This is a genomic window from Janthinobacterium sp. GW823-FHT06H09, from assembly GCF_058794735.1.
Window position 1 is genome coordinate 263,648 of record NZ_JBXAHC010000001.1, and the last position, 15,348, is coordinate 278,995.

15 protein-coding genes are annotated in these 15,348 nt (G+C 64.5%); 2 read left to right on the forward strand and 13 right to left on the reverse strand.

Annotation, left to right across the window (positions count from 1 at the left end; genetic code table 11):
* Window positions 1–45: 45 nt before the first annotated feature.
* On the reverse strand, window positions 46–579 hold the full coding sequence (locus AC1Q6X_RS01290) for a VOC family protein (protein WP_070311278.1): 534 nt from the start codon (window positions 577–579) through the stop codon (window positions 46–48).
* Window positions 580–685: 106 nt separating this feature from the next.
* On the opposite strand from AC1Q6X_RS01290, the gene AC1Q6X_RS01295 reads away from it, so the two are divergent.
* Together AC1Q6X_RS01295 and AC1Q6X_RS01300 are read left to right on the forward strand one after the other, a co-directional pair.
* Window positions 686–1,654 (forward strand): LysR family transcriptional regulator, encoded by a 969-nt coding sequence (locus AC1Q6X_RS01295; protein ID WP_492494643.1) that lies wholly within the window; start codon window positions 686–688, stop codon window positions 1,652–1,654.
* Window positions 1,655–1,683: 29 nt separating this feature from the next.
* On the forward strand, window positions 1,684–2,325 hold the full coding sequence (locus AC1Q6X_RS01300; protein ID WP_492494645.1) for a gamma-glutamylcyclotransferase: 642 nt from the start codon (window positions 1,684–1,686) through the stop codon (window positions 2,323–2,325).
* A 163-nt stretch (window positions 2,326–2,488) separates the two neighbouring features.
* Here the strand turns inward: AC1Q6X_RS01300 and AC1Q6X_RS01305 are convergent, their stop codons facing one another.
* From AC1Q6X_RS01305 to AC1Q6X_RS01360, 12 genes are all read right to left on the reverse strand, one after another.
* Complete coding sequence (locus AC1Q6X_RS01305) at window positions 2,489–3,679, reverse strand: PA0069 family radical SAM protein (protein ID WP_492494647.1); 1,191 nt, start codon at window positions 3,677–3,679, stop codon at window positions 2,489–2,491.
* A gap of 80 nt (window positions 3,680–3,759) precedes the next feature.
* Complete coding sequence (locus AC1Q6X_RS01310) at window positions 3,760–4,467, reverse strand: tRNA-uridine aminocarboxypropyltransferase (protein ID WP_409028182.1); 708 nt, start codon at window positions 4,465–4,467, stop codon at window positions 3,760–3,762.
* Between the two features lie 71 nt (window positions 4,468–4,538).
* On the reverse strand, window positions 4,539–6,299 hold the full coding sequence (locus tag AC1Q6X_RS01315; protein WP_492494650.1) for a methyl-accepting chemotaxis protein: 1,761 nt from the start codon (window positions 6,297–6,299) through the stop codon (window positions 4,539–4,541).
* Between the two features lie 264 nt (window positions 6,300–6,563).
* A complete protein-coding gene (locus tag AC1Q6X_RS01320; protein WP_070224147.1) occupies window positions 6,564–7,076 on the reverse strand; it encodes a lipocalin family protein in 513 nt (170 codons plus the stop codon).
* 25 nt (window positions 7,077–7,101) lie between these two features.
* Window positions 7,102–7,902 (reverse strand): substrate-binding periplasmic protein, encoded by an 801-nt coding sequence (locus AC1Q6X_RS01325; protein WP_492494652.1) that lies wholly within the window; start codon window positions 7,900–7,902, stop codon window positions 7,102–7,104.
* 33 nt (window positions 7,903–7,935) lie between these two features.
* The gene (gene tssA / locus AC1Q6X_RS01330) at window positions 7,936–8,973 is read right to left on the reverse strand and encodes a type VI secretion system protein TssA (RefSeq protein ID WP_492494654.1); all 1,038 of its coding nucleotides are present in this window, start codon (window positions 8,971–8,973) and stop codon (window positions 7,936–7,938) included.
* Between the two features lie 34 nt (window positions 8,974–9,007).
* On the reverse strand, window positions 9,008–11,650 hold the full coding sequence (gene tssH / locus AC1Q6X_RS01335) for a type VI secretion system ATPase TssH (RefSeq protein ID WP_492494656.1): 2,643 nt from the start codon (window positions 11,648–11,650) through the stop codon (window positions 9,008–9,010).
* Window positions 11,647–12,123, reverse strand: coding sequence for a type VI secretion system baseplate subunit TssE (tssE, locus tag AC1Q6X_RS01340; protein ID WP_070224151.1), 477 nt, complete (start codon window positions 12,121–12,123; stop codon window positions 11,647–11,649). Before tssE ends, tssH begins: the two co-directional genes overlap by 4 nt.
* Before the next feature lie 65 nt (window positions 12,124–12,188).
* The gene (locus AC1Q6X_RS01345; RefSeq protein WP_034750126.1) at window positions 12,189–12,680 is read right to left on the reverse strand and encodes an Hcp family type VI secretion system effector; all 492 of its coding nucleotides are present in this window, start codon (window positions 12,678–12,680) and stop codon (window positions 12,189–12,191) included.
* Window positions 12,681–12,711: 31 nt separating this feature from the next.
* Window positions 12,712–14,202 carry a type VI secretion system contractile sheath large subunit gene (tssC, locus tag AC1Q6X_RS01350; protein WP_070224152.1) on the reverse strand — a complete coding sequence of 497 codons (1,491 nt, stop codon included), beginning with the start codon at window positions 14,200–14,202 and terminating at the stop codon, window positions 12,712–12,714.
* Between the two features lies 1 nt (window position 14,203).
* Window positions 14,204–14,713 carry a type VI secretion system contractile sheath small subunit gene (gene tssB, locus AC1Q6X_RS01355; RefSeq protein ID WP_121670092.1) on the reverse strand — a complete coding sequence of 170 codons (510 nt, stop codon included), beginning with the start codon at window positions 14,711–14,713 and terminating at the stop codon, window positions 14,204–14,206.
* A 37-nt stretch (window positions 14,714–14,750) separates the two neighbouring features.
* Entirely contained in the window at window positions 14,751–15,341 is a 591-nt protein-coding gene (locus AC1Q6X_RS01360; protein WP_492494658.1) for a hypothetical protein, read from the reverse strand.
* Window positions 15,342–15,348 lie beyond the last annotated feature (7 nt).

Sequence of the window (15,348 nt, forward strand, 5' to 3'; positions counted from 1 at the left end):
GTTCCTTGTTAGGCGTAGTGTTCAGATGGATGCCGTGGGCGGCGCTCAGGCGTCGGCTGGCGCGTGCATCCAGGCGGCGTGCTTCGGCGCGCGGCGCGTCTGCGACCATTCTTCCAGCATTTCCCATTTGACGGCGTCCAGTTTGGCCATCATCTCGGGCGTGCCCACGTTGGCCGCCAGTTCCAGGCGGTGGCCGTTGGGGTCGAAGAAATAGATCGACTGGAAGATGGCGTGGTTCACCGGGCCCAGCACCTCGATGCCGGCGGCCACCAGGCGCTCCTTGGCGGCCAGCAGTTCTTCCATGCTGCCCACTTCCAGCGCCAGGTGCTGCACCCAGGCCGGGGTATTGCGGTCGCGGTCCATCGGCGGCTGCGTCGGCAGTTCGAAGAAGGCCAGCACATTGCCCTGGCCCGCGTCGAGGAAGACGTGCATGTACGGGTCCGGCGCCTTGGTCGACGGCACCAGGTCCTCGGCGATGGCGAGGACGAAATTCATGTTCAAATGCTTGACGTACCACTCGACGGTTTTCTTCGCGTCGATGCAGCGGTAGGCGACGTGGTGGATTTGCTTGATCTTCATAATGTCTGTCTCCGATGGATGGCGGGTTTTTCAGCTTTTCACCATTAGAATCGAGTTACAGCTATCATACAAACAATTTTTAACCATCGATTTATCGGATTATCTTATGAGTCCCAGCCTGCGACAGATGCGCGCCTTCGTGGCGCTGGCCAAGACCGGCAGTTTTACCCTGGCCGCCGAATACCTGCACGTGACGCAGTCCGCCTTGAGCGGCTTGATCAAGGAACTGGAAAGCGTGCTGGGCGTGCGCGTGGTCGAGCGCAGCACGCGCAAGACGCAGCTGTCGGAAATCGGCCGCGAACTGTATCCGCTGTTTGAAAAGATGATCGAGGACCTCGACGGCGCCATGGCCGGCATCGCCCAGCGCAAGGCCCTGAAGACGGGCCTGGTGCGCATCGCCGCGCCGCAGATGATGGCCTGCACCCTGCTGCCGGAAGTGATCGCCGCCTACCGCCAGGCGCACCCGGATGTGCAGCTGCGCCTGGTCGACTGCCCCGTGGAAAACGTGTCGGCGCGCGTCTTCAGCGGCGAAGTCGATTTCGGCATCGGCCCCGAGCGCGATCCGACGGCGGAAATCGCCGCGCAAGTGCTGTTCGAGATGCCCTTCGTACTGGTCTTCCCCGAGCAGCATCCGCTGCAGCAGAAAGAGCGCGTGACCTGGGCCGACGTGGGCGACTACCCGTTCATTTCGCTGCAGGGCCAGTTCACAGAGCGTTTGCTGCGCGACATGCACGGCGCGTTCCGCGAACTGTCGCTCAATCCCTATAACGAAGTGACCTTCATGACGACGGCGCTGGCCATGGTCAGCGCCAACCTCGGCATCACGGTCTGCCTGCCGTACGCGGAACCGATGGTCAAACTCTACAAATTGCACATGCGCACCCTGCACGAGCCGGAACTGACGCGGCGCTTTTTCGTCTACACGAAGACGGGGCGTTCGCTGTCGCCGGCCGCCGAAAGCTTCATGGCCTTCCTGTTCCGCTTTGTCGAGACGCACGAGTGGAACGTGGGAGCGGGCGGCCCGGCCGCCCGCGACACCCCGCCGGCCGGCGGCCTCGCCGGCGCCCCTTTATAATGGCGCATCGCCCCTTATCCGCTTGCACCATGACCCAGCCTGACCAGCACGCCCTGTCGCCCACCGACGCCGCCACCATCGCCATCAACCAGCGCATGAACAAATTCGACGGCCATGAGCAGGTCTGGCTGTTCGGCTATGGCTCGCTGATCTACAAGGCGGACTTCCCCTATATCGAACGTCGCCCCGCCAGCATCGAAGGCTGGACGCGGCGCTTCTGGCAAGGTTCGCACGATCACCGGGGCACGCCGATGGCGCCGGGCCGGGTCGCCACCATCGTGCCGCAGGCGGGCGCCGTGTGCGACGGCATGGCGTATCTGATCACACCCGAAGTCTTCGCCCACCTCGACCACCGCGAAAAAAACGGCTACCTGCGCCTGGCCACCGACATCACCTTCGACGATGGCAGCAAGGTCGAAGGCCTGGTGTACATCGCCAACGAGGAAAACGCCGCCTTCCTCGGTGCCGCATCGGAACTCGATATCGCGCGCCAGATCGCCCGATCAAACGGCCCCAGCGGTCCGAACAGCGAGTACCTGCTGCACTTGGCCAGCGCCCTGCGCGAACTGGGCAAGAGCGATCCGCACGTTTTTGCCATCGAGCAACATCTGGCGCAGATGCAAGCACAGGATAATGCCCACGATAGCACCGCAACGCCCTCCGGCGCCTGAGGTAGCCTGAGGTAGCCTGAGTCTAGCCTCTGCCTCCGCGTTTCCGGACGGCGGCGCGCCACTTCCGGCAAGCGACGGCACTCCTCCCAGCCGCAGACCAGCCTCGCCCGCATTGCTGCCCATGAGCGCAGCCCTGCGGCATCAGCGGTGACGCCGGTTTAACTTAAAACAAATCCAGCTGCCCCGCATTGCCTTTTTTTACTTTTGCACCCAGCGGCGGCACCACCAGCGGCCGGCGGAATTGCGTGCAATCGAGCTGCTTGAAGCGGCCGCCCTTGCCGTGCAGCCCCAGCCGGTGCACGGCCTTTTCAAAGCGCTGGCGGATGAGGTCAGCCCACACACCCTCGCCGCGCATGCGCGCGCCGAACGCGCTGTCGTAATCCTTGCCGCCACGCATTTCGCGCACCCGGTTCATCACGCGCTGGGCACGCTCCGGAAAGTGCGCTTCCAGCCATTGCTGGAACAAGGGGCTCACTTCCCACGGCAGGCGCAGCACCACGTAATGGGCGTGGATGGCGCCCGCGTCGCGCACGGCTTCGAGCAACTGCTCGATTTCCGGCTCCGTCACGAACGGGATGATGGGCGCGATGCTCACACCCACGGGAATACCCGCCTCCGTCAGGGTGCGGATGGTGCGCAGGCGCCGCGCCGGGGCGGCCGCGCGCGGCTCCAGGGTGCGCGCGATGGCCGGGTCCAGCGTCGTGACAGTGACGGCCACGGCCGCCAGGCGCCTGGCCGCCATGGGCGCCAGGATGTCGATATCGCGCTCGATCAGCGATGATTTCGTGATCAGCGCCACGGGGTGGTCGCATTCGTGCAGCACTTCCAGCACGCGCCGCGTCAGCTGCCGTTCGCGTTCGCACGGCTGATACGCATCGGTATTGACGCCCAGGGCGATCGGTTCGGGCACATACGACGGCTTGGCCAGTTCGCGCCGCAACAGTTCGGGGGCGTTCACCTTGGCGTAGATGCGGCTTTCGAAATCCAGGCCCGGCGACAGGCCCAGGTAGCTGTGCGTGGGGCGGGCAAAGCAATAAATACAGCCATGTTCACACCCCCGGTACGGGTTCAGCGACACGTTGAAGGGCAAATCGGGCGAAGCGTTGCGCGTGAGAATGGTACGCGCCTGTTCGTCGCTGACCTGCGTCTTCCATCCCGGCGCCGCCGCCTCCACAGCTGCCTCGTCCAGGCCGCCCACGCTCCAGCCGTCATCGAAACCGGCGCGCGCATGCGTCTCGTGACGCCCCTGCAGATTCGAGACGGCCCCGCGCCCCTTTTGCGCTTTCAGCGATTGCGGCGGCAACATGGCTTGCCCGGCGAAGCTGTCATCGTGCTCTGGAATGATTGCTTTCATGAACGGCCCCATCAACTGTATATACGTACAGTATACTATGCCGCTGTGCGGCCAAGATCAAGGGCTACCGTGCTGTCGTTTCAAGCTTTTTCGCCATGCGGCATGACATAACTCAACTGCTGCGCGACAAACCCGTCAAATGCCGTGATCAAGGGAACGAAGCGGGAAGCGTCCTGCTCCAACTGCATCAGGGCATAGCACGTCGCTTCCAGCGTCGATAACTGGTCTGGCGCATGCGCCTTGCGGATCAAATAATGGGAAGCGGGTGTATCGCGCAGCGGCAGGCGCGGCAACTGTTGCAACAGGGGATTCAGATACAGCATCTTGCGGCTCTTGCGCCAGGTGGCGTCCAGTACCACCAGCCGCAATTGGCTCGAAAATCGGGCCGGATCGAGCAAGATGGACGGGTCGAGCGCTGGCGGCGGCGCGATGCCCAGCGAACGGTCGCCTGGCGTATCCGGGTACAGCAGGACGTTGTGCTTGTCGGCCAGCAGTTCGGCGAGCGCGTCCGGGGCGAACTGTTCGCCCATCAGCAGGCGGCTGTTGGGCAGGCTCAGATGCAGCAAGCGGGCGCTGCCCTTGGCGTTGTGGACTTCCAGCGGATGCTGGAGGATCAGCACGTCCACGGCGTGGGCGACGGGGGCAGTCCAGCGGCAAATGCAGCTGGACGCAGCGCGCAGGCAGACCGGGCAGCGTGCGCGTTTGGCGGGTTCAGCCTTGAAGGAGGATGCGGCGCCAGGGCTGGCGATCGCGCTGGAAATAGAGCGGGAGGTACGGCGGGTGGTCATGGCGGAGCGCGTTCGCGGCTGTCTTCAAGCCGCGATTGTAGCGCCCACGCCATGCCAAGGGGAACCTGCGCTTAAAACTCTTCCCAGTCGTCGGCACCGGATGCCACCGGCGTCTTCGGTGTGCGTGCACGCACAGCGTCCGCTGGCGCCGCCTTGCCCGGCGCAGGCGCGGCCACGGCGGGTGCCGGCGCACGGTGCTTGGCTGGCTGCACGGCCGGTCGCGTGGCAGTTTTCCCTCCTTGTGCCGACGCCGTCACGGACGGGCCAGCACTGGCCGAAACATAGCGCTGTGTGGCATCGAGCTTGAACACGCCCACCACATCGGCCAGCTTGGCTGCCTGTTCCTGCATGGATTCGGCCGCCGCCGCCGCTTCTTCCACGAGGGCCGCGTTTTGCTGCGTCACCTGGTCCATCTGGCCGATGGCCCGGTTGACTTGTTCGATGCCGGTGCGCTGCTCATCGCTGGCGTCGGTGATCTGGTTCATGATCTGCGTCACGTGGCTGATGCTTTGCACGATCTCGTCCATGGTGCGGCCCGCCTTGTCCACCAGTTGCGAACCGGCCTCGACCTTTTGCACGGAATCGTCGATCAAGCCCTTGATTTCCTTGGCCGCCGCGCTGGAGCGCTGCGCCAGGTTGCGCACTTCGGAGGCCACGACGGCAAAACCACGGCCCTGCTCGCCGGCGCGGGCCGCTTCGACGGCCGCGTTCAGGGCCAGGATATTCGTCTGGAAGGCGATGGCGTCGATGACGCTGATGATGTCGACGATCTTGCGCGAGGAATCGTTGATCGAGCCCATGGTGCTGACCACTTCCGAGACCACCACGCCGCCCTTGCTGGCGATCTGCGAGGCGTCGATGGCCAGCTGGTTGGCGCTGCGCGCATTGTCGGCGTTGAGTTTCACGGTGGAGGTCAGCTCTTCCATGGACGATGCCGTCTCTTCCAGCGAACTGGCCTGCTCTTCCGTGCGCGACGACAAGTCCAGGTTGCCGGCCGCGATTTCGCTCGACGCCGTGCTGATCGATTCGGTGCCGGCGCGCACCTGGCCCACGATACTGACCAGTTTATCGTTCATGTTTTTCAGCGCGTGCATCAGCTGTCCCGTCTCATCGCGGCTTTCCACGACGATATGGCTGGTCAGGTCGCCGGCGGAAACGGCTTGCGCCACCTCGACTGCACGCGTGATGGGACGCGTGATCGAGCGCGTGATCCAGTAGGCGCAGGCAATGCCCAGCAAGATGGCCACCACGCCCAGCGAGATCAGCAGCAGACGGCCGTTTTCGTAGCGCGAACGAATTTGCGCAGCCGTTTCGTCGAGCAATTTGGCTTCCAGCAGTTCCAGCTTCTTCAACGATGCCAGGTAGATGTCGCGCTTGGCGACCATGTCGCCTTCGTACAGGCGCTTGCCCAGTTCCAGATCGCCCGCATTCTTGGCCTTGAACACATTCTTGCGTACTTCCGTGTAAGCCTTGCGCGTGCTCAGCACCTCCTGGTACAGCGATTGCTCTTCGGCATTCAGCTCGCTTTTGCCGATAGCGTTCTGAATTTCCGTGGCGCGTGCCGACGAGACGGCCATTTCCTGTTCAAACTGCTTCTGGTGTTCGGGATCGCCGACTTTCCAGGCGGCCGCCGTGCGCGCCGCGTTCACCTCGATGACCTTGGTCCATTCACCGATCAGGCGCTCGTTGCGCACCTTGACGTTGACCAGCGCATCGGTTTCCTTGCTGGCGCTTTGCATCTGCACGATGCCCACCACGGTCAGGGTCGTCAACAGGAGCAGGACGGCGGCAAAACCGCCACCGAGACGTACGCCGATTTTGAGGTTTTTCATTGCGTGATTCCTATCTGAAAAAAACAATGCACAGACGCCACGAAACCGACGTGCTGCTACGTATCAATATAGCAGGCATCTGCCGTGCGGCAATCACGAGCGGCGACGCAATGGCAGGCGCGTCACCAGAATGGCAGCACGCCGCAGCGCACCACTTTGGAGCAGATTGTGAGTGAATCAGAGTGGTATTGCAAGAAATAACATGCAGAAAAGCAACAACCAGAAGACGGTTTGCCGCCACGAACGGGCGGCAGGCAAGCAAGGTCAGTTTTGCTTCACATAGATCAATTTTGATGTATCGAAACCCAAGCCACCGGCTTTCTCGATCAGGCGCCGCTGCAAGGCAGGATCCATGGTGGGCGTGCGCGACAGCAACCAGAAGTAGGATTTGTCGGGGCCGCTGATCATGGAATAGCTGTAATCTTGCTGGTCCAAATCAAACACGATGTAGGAACCATAGAAGGGACCGAAAAAAGACACTTTCAGGTAGCCCACGTCTTTCTTGTCGACGAAGTACGCCTTGCCTTCCGCTTCCTTCCACTTCGCGTCCGCATCCTGGTAGCCGCGGTTGAGCACTTTCAGGCCGCCATCCTGGCGCAGGCTGTAGTCGGCCGTCACGTGGCTCAGGCCCCGCTCGAACGAATGGTCGAGGCGCGCGATCTCATACCATTTGCCCAGATAACGGGTCGTGTCGAAGTTGCTAACTGGCACAATATTCTCGGGCCGGCCTACGCAGCCGGCCAGCACGAGCACACATAGCAATAATATTCTTTTCATGTTTTTCTCCATCGGGTTGAATCAGTCAGGGCAGCAGCGCGCGGTCGACGATGCGGCGGATTGCGCCATTGGCTTGCATGCGCACGATGGCCGCATTGAATTGTTCGATAAAGTCATCGCGATAAGGGTAGGCGGCAGGCCGGCGCTCCGTAAAACCCAGGTGGCCCTGCTGGCTGGCCAGCTGCGCGGTTTCCTGTATCGCCTGCATCGGCGTGCCCGGCGCACCCTCGCGCCGGATGCGCTGCAATTCCCACTGCGCCGACAGGCGGTCGCTGACATAGCAATCGATACGCCCGCGCATCAGCTTGAGCAGATTCGTGCGCGTGCCCTTGGCCGTATCGAACACGATGCTGGCCGCTTGCAGGGCTGCCGTCTGTTGCGCATCGCCCAGCAAAAAACCCGCGTTCACGCCGATGTGCAGGCCGCCGTAATCGGCAGGCCACTGCCGCAGCGCGCGCTTCGCCAGCACGTCCTGGTTGCACAGCACCACCAGCTGCTCCATCAGCAGCGGCACGGAATAGCGCACGTACGGCCGCTCGCTGCGCCACGAATACGGCGGATACAGGGCAAACGCCTCGCCTGTCTGCAGCATCAGCACGCCCCGTTTCCACGGCACGGGACGCAGTTGCACCGCATATTGCGGCATCGATTGCACGGCTTCGCGCACGATCTCCGTGTAGATGCCTTTCAGCTGGCCGTTGTCGACGTAGGAGTACGGCGGATAATCGTCGTCGCCATAGATCACCAGCGGCGTCGCCCCTTCCGCCCGCACACTGGCAGCGAGGAACAGGCATAGCGCGGCAGGCAGGATGAACATTCTGGACATGCCGGAAGATTAGCATGGAAGCGCGCAAACCGATCATCCGTTCGCGCTGTTCGTGCCCAGCATTTCGTCGAGTTGCGCCAGGGTGCTTGAATCCTTCACGACGGCGCGCAGCCACAGGTGCAGCGGCAGCTCGCCCCAGCTGGCAGCCTTGTCGGCCAGGTAGGCGACGGGGCTGTGCGGCTCCGTGCTGCGGAAAAAATCGGCCACCTGGCGCAGCTGGGCCAGCGCCTGCTGGCGCTGCACGACGGCGCTCCCGCCTGCGCCTGCGTCAGCGCCCTGGCCAGCGACCCTCGGCGCGCCGGCAAAGTCCGCATCCGGTGACAGCGGCGCGATGAAATGAATGGCGTTTTCCAGCGCTTCGCGCGCGGCGCGAAAACTCGGACCGTCGACGCCGAAACGCGCGTCGACGCTGCGCTCGAACGCCAGCAGCGACTGCATGCAGTACTGCGCATCGGCCAGCAGGCCGTCGGAAAAGGCGCGCGAGTTCCTTTGCCGCGCCGCCTCCATCTGCGCCAGGGGCACGCCTTCGTCGTGGCGCGCATCGCCCCAGCCCTGCTCCGCCGCGCCCGGCGCCAGGCTGGCGGCCGCACGCTGGCGCGCCGCATCGAAATCCTGCAGTGAAAACAGGCCGTCGGCGCCTTCCGTCAGCGGAATCTCGCGCAGCAACTGCGGCGTGCGCGAGAGCAGCCAGAAGACATTGCCGATGCGCTGTTCCTGGTCGCCCTCTTCCGCCGGCGGATACAGGCCATCCCAATAGCGCTCGCACAGGCCGGCCAGCAGCGCGTAGCCGTCGCCCAAGCCGCGGAAATGGCGCGTTTTCGCGTGCGCTTCGGCCAGCCACACGGCCACGCGCAAATCCTTGCTGTGCGTGGCGATCAGCTGTTCGCAGCGCGTCGCCACGAAAGGCCAGTCGGCTTCCTTCAGCGCCGTCACCCACTCGCCCTGGTCCAGGCTCGGGTCGTCGTGCTGGCGCGCGCGCGCGATGGCATCGAGCTCCTGGCTGAAGGTGATGTCTTCGCCGCAGGGACTGACGGCGCTGACGGGGTGCAGCAACTGCTCCAGATTGAACATGGTGCCCTCCGCGGGGTGACGTTACTTGCTGACGTTATTTGATGGTGTATTTGAACTGCCCCTGCTTATTTGCAGTGACGCGTATCGACGCGAGCGGCTCGCCTGCGGCCATGCGCGCCAGCACCGCTTCGGCGATCGAAGGCAGCAGGCTGCCGTTCAGAATTTGATCGACATTGCGCGCACCCGAATCGACCTCGGTGCAGCGCGCCAGCACGGCGTCAACCAGGCCAGCATCGTGACTGAACTGCGCCCGGTGGTTGCGCGCGATGCGGGCGCCTATCCTCGCCAGCTTCAGGGCGATGATTTCGGCCAGCACCGCGTCGTTCAGGGGATAAAATGGCAGCACTCTCAGGCGCCCCAGCAGGGCCGGCTTGAAGTGCGCCACCAGTTGCGGGCGCACCAGTTCTTCCAGCGCGGCCGGCGTGGGCAAGTCTTGCGCGACCCGGTTCAGGCAGGCGGCCATCATGGCGCCGGCCCCCAGGTTCGACGTGGCGATGATGATGGTGTTGCGAAAATCGACTTCGCGCCCTTCCGCATCATCGAGCACGCCCTTGTCGAACACCTGGAAGAACAATTCGAGCACGTCGGGATGGGCCTTTTCCGCCTCGTCGAGCAGCACCACGCTGTAGGGCTGGCGCCGCACGGCTTCCGTCAGCACGCCGCCTTCGCCATAGCCGACATAGCCGGGCGGCGAGCCTTTCAGGCCGGCCACGCTGTGCGCTTCCTGGTACTCGCTCATGTTGATGGTAATGAGCTTGCGCTCGCCGCCGTACAGCAGATCGGCCAGCGCCAGCGCCGTTTCCGTCTTGCCCGTGCCCGACGGCCCCGTGAACAGGAACACGGCTTGCGGCTTGTTCGGGTCGTCCAGGCTGGCGCGCGCCGTGCGCACGCGCTGCGCCACCGCGTCGATGACGTGGTCCTGTCCCAGCACCCGTTCACGCAGCGCGCCCTCCAGAGTCAGCACCGTGCGGATCTCGTCCTTGAGCATTTTTCCCAGCGGGATGCCGGTCCAGCCGGCGACGATGCCGGCCACCACCTGCGCATCGACTTCCAGCGGCGACAGCGGCGCTTCTCCCTGCAGGGCCGCCAGCTCTTCCTTCAGCGCCAGCAGGCGCGCCGCGCCGATCTCGCCCGGCCGCTCGCCGCGCAGCTGCGCGCGCAAGTCACCGATCTGCGCCACCAGCGTTTTTTCGCGCTCCCAGCGCTGCGCCAGCGCCGTGATCTGCGCCTGTCCTTCGTCATGCTCGCGCCGCAGCTGCGCCAGGCGCGCGGCGCCGGCCTTGTCGGACGCTTCGCCATCGGCCGCCTCGCGGCTCAGGGCGGCGATTTCCGCACCGATGCGTTCCTGCCGCCGGTGCGCGTTTTCCAGCTGTGCCGGCGTGGCGCGCTGGCCCAGCGCCACCTTGGCACACGCCGTATCGAGCACGCTGATGGCCTTGTCGGGCAGCTGGCGCCCGCTGATGTAGCGGTGCGACAGGCGTACCGCCTCGACGATGGCGGCGTCGCGCACGCGGATGCCGAAGTGGCGCTCCATCAGCGGCGCCATGGCGCGCAGCATGGCGCAGGCGATGTCTTCGCTCGGCTCTTCCACCTTCACCACCTGGAAGCGCCGCGCCAGCGCCGCATCCTTTTCAAAGTACTTTTTGTACTCGCTCCAGGTGGTGGCGGCGATGGTGCGCAGGGCGCCGCGCGCCAGCGCCGGTTTCAGCAGATTGGCCGCGTCGTTCTGTCCCGCCTGGCCGCCGGCGCCGATCATCGTGTGCGCCTCGTCGATGAAGAGAATCACGGGGTGCGGGCTTTTCGCCACCTCGTCGATGACATTTTTCAGCCGGCTTTCGAACTCGCCCTTCACGCTGGCGCCGGCCTGCAGCAAGCCCATGTCGAGCGCGTGGATGTGCGCGCCCTGCAGCACCTCGGGCACGTCGCCGGCGGCGATGCGCAGGGCCAGGCCTTCCACCACGGCCGTCTTGCCCACGCCCGCCTCGCCCGTGAGTATCGGATTGTTCTGGCGCCGGCGCAGCAGGATGTCGACGGCCTGGCGTATCTCGGCCTCGCGGCCGATCACGGGATCGAGCGTGCCGTCGCGCGCCAGCTGCGTCAGGTCGGTGGTGAACTGGTCCAGCGCCGGAGTTTTGCTGGCCAGGGCGGCAACAGGATCTGCGGACAGGTCGGCAAGCTGCGGCACTGCCGCGCTTTCCTCTTCATCAGAACCTGCCGTCAGCTTGTCCGGATGGTGTTTCAACTGCTCTACGCTGAAGCGGGCGAACAGCTTCGAGCCGCGGTACGCGAGCTGCGACAGTTCCGGCTCCGTCAGCAGCGCCAACAACAGATGGCGGCTGCGGATGGGCCCTGGCCGCGTCGTGTCGAGCGAAGCGATCAGCCAGGCGTGTTCGAACAGCAGCGGCAAGTGGCGCGAAAACACGGGCGTGCGCGCGCTGCCCGTCCTGAAGCCGCCGATCTCGCGGCGCAAATCCGCCTCCAGCGCCGTCAGGCTGATTTCGCTGCGCCGCGCGATGGTGACGAAATCGCTGCGCTCCTGCTCCAGCAGCGCCAGGAACAGGTGCTCGACATCGACTTCGTACTGGCCCAGTCCCACGCAGATGGCGGCGGCGCGGGTGGCGGCCGTGCGCGCCGTGTCATTGAGTTTGGCGATCAAGGTTTTCAAATGATTGCTCATGCGGCGGCTCCCTTGCGGTTGATCGAATAGCGCAGCGACGACGGCTGCAGCACGGCGTCGAAATTGACCGCCTCGCCGCCGGCCATCACGGCCAGGGTGCCGCTGATGACGAAGCCGACGCGGTTGATGCTGCCCGCTTCGCGCTCCAGGCGGGCGCGCACATTGCGCAGGCGCGGTTCATGGCGTTCGATGGCCGCCTTCAGCGCGGCGCAGATGCGGGCGCGGTCATCGCTGCTGGACAGGCACATGCCTGCGAAATCGATGAGGCCATAGTTGACGATGGAGGCCGCGCATTCCGGATAGGCGTCGAGCGCGCCGGGCGGCAGGGCCACGCGCGTGTTGAGCAGTTCCTCCAGGTCGCGCGCCACCGCATCCTTCAATTGTTCCAGCGACAGGCGCACCGCCACGCCGCCCGCCGCACCGCCGCCGTCATCCATCAGGCGGTCAAACAGGCCAGGTACATAACTGTCCATGCGCTCTCCTGAAAAAAAGGCGCGGCGCGCGGCGAAGGTGGCCGCCGCGCGCCGCGCACCATGGATCAAGCCACGCGGTTCGCGGCCAGGTCCCAGCCGCCCGAGGTATTGCCGCCGGCGCCGCCCGTCACTTTTTGCTGCGTGTATTTCCACTTCACTTTCGAGAATTTGAAGCCGACGTGTTCACCGAGGATGTCGCCTTCTTCCACGTTCGGCGTCACGGCGCCGATCAATACGTTCTCGATTTCGATCTCAAAATACTTGACGCGCTCCCCCTGGCCGTCGGCGCGCATGAATTCGAAGCGCGCCTTGGGGATGGTCTTGCCGGCCGAGCAGGTCTGCAGCAGCACCGGCGAGGCCAGGTCGGCCAGCTTGGAGATGACGATGTCTTTGTGTTCGCAGCGTTCGGCCGTGTGGCCGCCGCCCGTCGAGGCGGTGGCGGACTTCGGCTGCTCGACGCTCCAGCTGACCGATTTGCACTCGATCCAGTCCTTGTGCTTGTCATCGGTGGACTCGCCCTTGATGCCGTCTATCTGCAGATATACATCGATTGCCATGGTGTGCTCCTCTGGTTGAAAGATGGGTGATTCAGGAATTGGTCGACTTCGGCAACTCCGCGACCAGTCGGAGCGAAACGGATAATTCATCGAGCTGGAAGTGCGGCCGCAGGAACGACACGGCGCGGTACACGCCGGGCCGGCCCGGTACTTCATGCACCTGCACGGACGCCTCGCGCAGCGGGAACTGCGCCTTCTGTTCCTGGCTGGCGTTATCGTCGAGCAGCACGTACTGCATCAGCCAGCGGTTCAGAAAATCTTCCACGCTGGAGGCGGCGGCAAAGCTGCCGATCTTGTCGCGCATCATGGCCTTCATGTAGTGCGCGATGCGCGAGACGGCGAAGATGTACTGCAGCTGCGACGACAGCACCGCGTTGGCGTTGGCCGCGTCGCTGTTGTACTTGCGGCTTTTCTGCGCCGACTGCGCGCCGAAAAACGCCGCATACGCCGTGTTCTTGCAATGCACCAGCGAGATGAAGCCCAGGTCCGACAACTCCTTTTCGCGCCGGTCGGTGATCGCCACTTCGGCCGGGCATTTCAGGGCCACGTCTCCCTCGTCCGTCTTGAAGGTGTGGGTCGGCAGGTCGTCCACCAGGCCGCCGCCCTCCACGCCGCGGATGGCGGCGCACCAGCCGTAGTCGGCAAAGGCGCGCGTCAGCTTGCTGCCAAACGCATACGCGGCGTTACACCACAGGTATTTGTGATGGTCGCTGCCGTCGACTTCCTCGACAAAGTTAAAACCGTCGACCGTGGTGCCGTCGACGGGATTGAACGGCAGCCGGCCCAGGAAGCGGGGCAAGGTCAGGCCGACGTAGCGCGCGTCCTCGGATTCGCGGAAGGCTTTCCATTTCGCGTACTCGACGGTATCGAACACCTTGGCCAGGTCGCGCGGCTTGCCCAGGTCACCGTAGCTTTCCAGGCCAAACAGTTCCGGCGCAGCCGAGGCGATGAAGGGCGCGTGCGCGGCGGCGGCGACGTGCGACATCTGCTCGACGAAATACATGTCTTCCGGCTGGCGCGAGATGGCGAAGTCGCCCAGCAACGCGGCAAATGGCGCACCGCCGAAGGTGCCGAATTCCTCTTCATACACCTTCTTGAACATGCTGCTCTGGTCGAACTCCAGCGCGGCCTGGAAATCCTTCACCAGTTCGCGCTTGGTGGCGTTGAACATGCGGATCTGCAGGCGCGTGCCCGTGTCGGAATTGCCGACCAGGTAGCGCAGCCCCGTCCAGCTTTGTTCGAGCTGCTGGAACGGCGCCGCGTGCATGATTTCGCTGAGCTGGGCCGAGATCAGGCGGTCGATCTCCGCCACGCGCGCGTCCAAGGTGGCCGACAGGCTGCTCGACATCAGCACCGTGCCGTCGAGCACCTGGGCCACCAGTTCCGAGATCAGGTCACGCGCGCGCGCATGTTCGGCACCGGACTTGGCGACGCGGCTTTGCTCGACGATCTGGTCGAGCAAATCGGTCGCGGCCGGCGCGCCGGGCGTGGATACTGCTAGGGCCTCTGCCTGGGTACTCATCTCAATCCTCCTGCGCTGGGAACTGCGGTTTCAGGGTAGCCAGGCTGTCCGTGTTGTTCAGCACTTCCGTCAGCAAGTCTTCCAGCTTGTCGTTGCCGGCCAGCTTGTTGCGCAGGTCGGCCAGCTTGGTGCGCGCCTCGAGCAGCTTGCGCAAGGGATCGACCTGGCGCACCACCGATTCCGGGCGGAAGTCGTCCATCGAGCGGAAGTGCAGATCGACGGCGAACGTGCCGCCCGCCTCGCTGATACGGTTCGGCACGGCGAAACGGGCTACCGGCTCCACGCCGGACAGCACTTCATCGAAATTGGCGCTGTCGATGGAAACGAACTTGCGGTCCTTCAGGCGTTTTTTCTCGCTGTCAGGGTTGCCGCCAAAGTCGCCCAGCACGCCGACCACGAAGGGCAGCTCCTTGTTTTCAATCGCGTCGCCGATCTCGACGTCATAGGTCATTTGCACGCGCGGCGCGCGTACCTGCTTCAGGCGTTTTTGCACGCTGTCGGACTTGGACATGTCGCTTCCTTTGCAAGGAGATGGTGGGGATGCTCGCTTATTTCAGGCCGCTGAACGGGTCGGCCGCGCTGCCTTGCTGCGCCGCGCCCTTCGCCGCCGGCGTACCGGAACCGGCCGCGCGCTTGCCGGCCGCCGGCGGGCGCCTGGCCGGCGGCACCAGGACGTCTTCGCCTATGCTTGCGCGCAGCAGCTTGGCCAGGTCCTGCGCTTCCGAGCGCAACGAACCATTCAGATTATTTTGCCGCGACAGATCGGCCAGCGCCTTGCCGGAAAGGCGCAAGCCGCTGACGGCGACGATGCTGTTGGCCACCTTGTCGTCCGGGTCGCGCTCCAGCGCTTCAAGCGCATGGCCGATGGCGTCGCCGTACTGGCCGCGGTCGAACTTCATCTGCGCCATTTGCAGCCACGGCGCCTTGTCGGCGGGATAGCTCGCGCCGCCGCGCTGAAGCAGGGTCATGGCACGCTCGTACTGGCCGGCGCGCGCCGCCGCATCGGCGTCGCTCATCACTTGCGCCAGGCTCGGTGCGGCAGGTTTGGGGGACGCCGACTGGTCCGGCGTGGCGCAGGCGGCCAGCAACAAGGCGCTGGCGAGGCAGACAATACGGAGCGATATCGTGGCTGGCTTCATCGGGGGT

Bases quoted from the DNA above. Each gene is read 5' to 3' on its own strand.
- AC1Q6X_RS01290 (WP_070311278.1), bottom strand. From the start codon at position 579: ATGAAGATCAAGCAAATCCACCACGTCGCCTACCGCTGCATCGACGCG.
- AC1Q6X_RS01295 (WP_492494643.1), top strand. From the start codon at position 686: ATGAGTCCCAGCCTGCGACAGATGCGCGCCTTCGTGGCGCTGGCCAAG.
- AC1Q6X_RS01300 (WP_492494645.1), top strand. From the start codon at position 1,684: ATGACCCAGCCTGACCAGCACGCCCTGTCGCCCACCGACGCCGCCACC.
- AC1Q6X_RS01305 (WP_492494647.1), bottom strand. From the start codon at position 3,679: ATGAAAGCAATCATTCCAGAGCACGATGACAGCTTCGCCGGGCAAGCC.
- AC1Q6X_RS01310 (WP_409028182.1), bottom strand. From the start codon at position 4,467: ATGACCACCCGCCGTACCTCCCGCTCTATTTCCAGCGCGATCGCCAGC.
- AC1Q6X_RS01315 (WP_492494650.1), bottom strand. From the start codon at position 6,299: ATGAAAAACCTCAAAATCGGCGTACGTCTCGGTGGCGGTTTTGCCGCC.
- AC1Q6X_RS01320 (WP_070224147.1), bottom strand. From the start codon at position 7,076: ATGAAAAGAATATTATTGCTATGTGTGCTCGTGCTGGCCGGCTGCGTA.
- AC1Q6X_RS01325 (WP_492494652.1), bottom strand. From the start codon at position 7,902: ATGTCCAGAATGTTCATCCTGCCTGCCGCGCTATGCCTGTTCCTCGCT.
- tssA (WP_492494654.1), bottom strand. From the start codon at position 8,973: ATGTTCAATCTGGAGCAGTTGCTGCACCCCGTCAGCGCCGTCAGTCCC.
- tssH (WP_492494656.1), bottom strand. From the start codon at position 11,650: ATGAGCAATCATTTGAAAACCTTGATCGCCAAACTCAATGACACGGCG.
- tssE (WP_070224151.1), bottom strand. From the start codon at position 12,123: ATGGACAGTTATGTACCTGGCCTGTTTGACCGCCTGATGGATGACGGC.
- AC1Q6X_RS01345 (WP_034750126.1), bottom strand. From the start codon at position 12,680: ATGGCAATCGATGTATATCTGCAGATAGACGGCATCAAGGGCGAGTCC.
- tssC (WP_070224152.1), bottom strand. From the start codon at position 14,202: ATGAGTACCCAGGCAGAGGCCCTAGCAGTATCCACGCCCGGCGCGCCG.
- tssB (WP_121670092.1), bottom strand. From the start codon at position 14,713: ATGTCCAAGTCCGACAGCGTGCAAAAACGCCTGAAGCAGGTACGCGCG.
- AC1Q6X_RS01360 (WP_492494658.1), bottom strand. From the start codon at position 15,341: ATGAAGCCAGCCACGATATCGCTCCGTATTGTCTGCCTCGCCAGCGCC.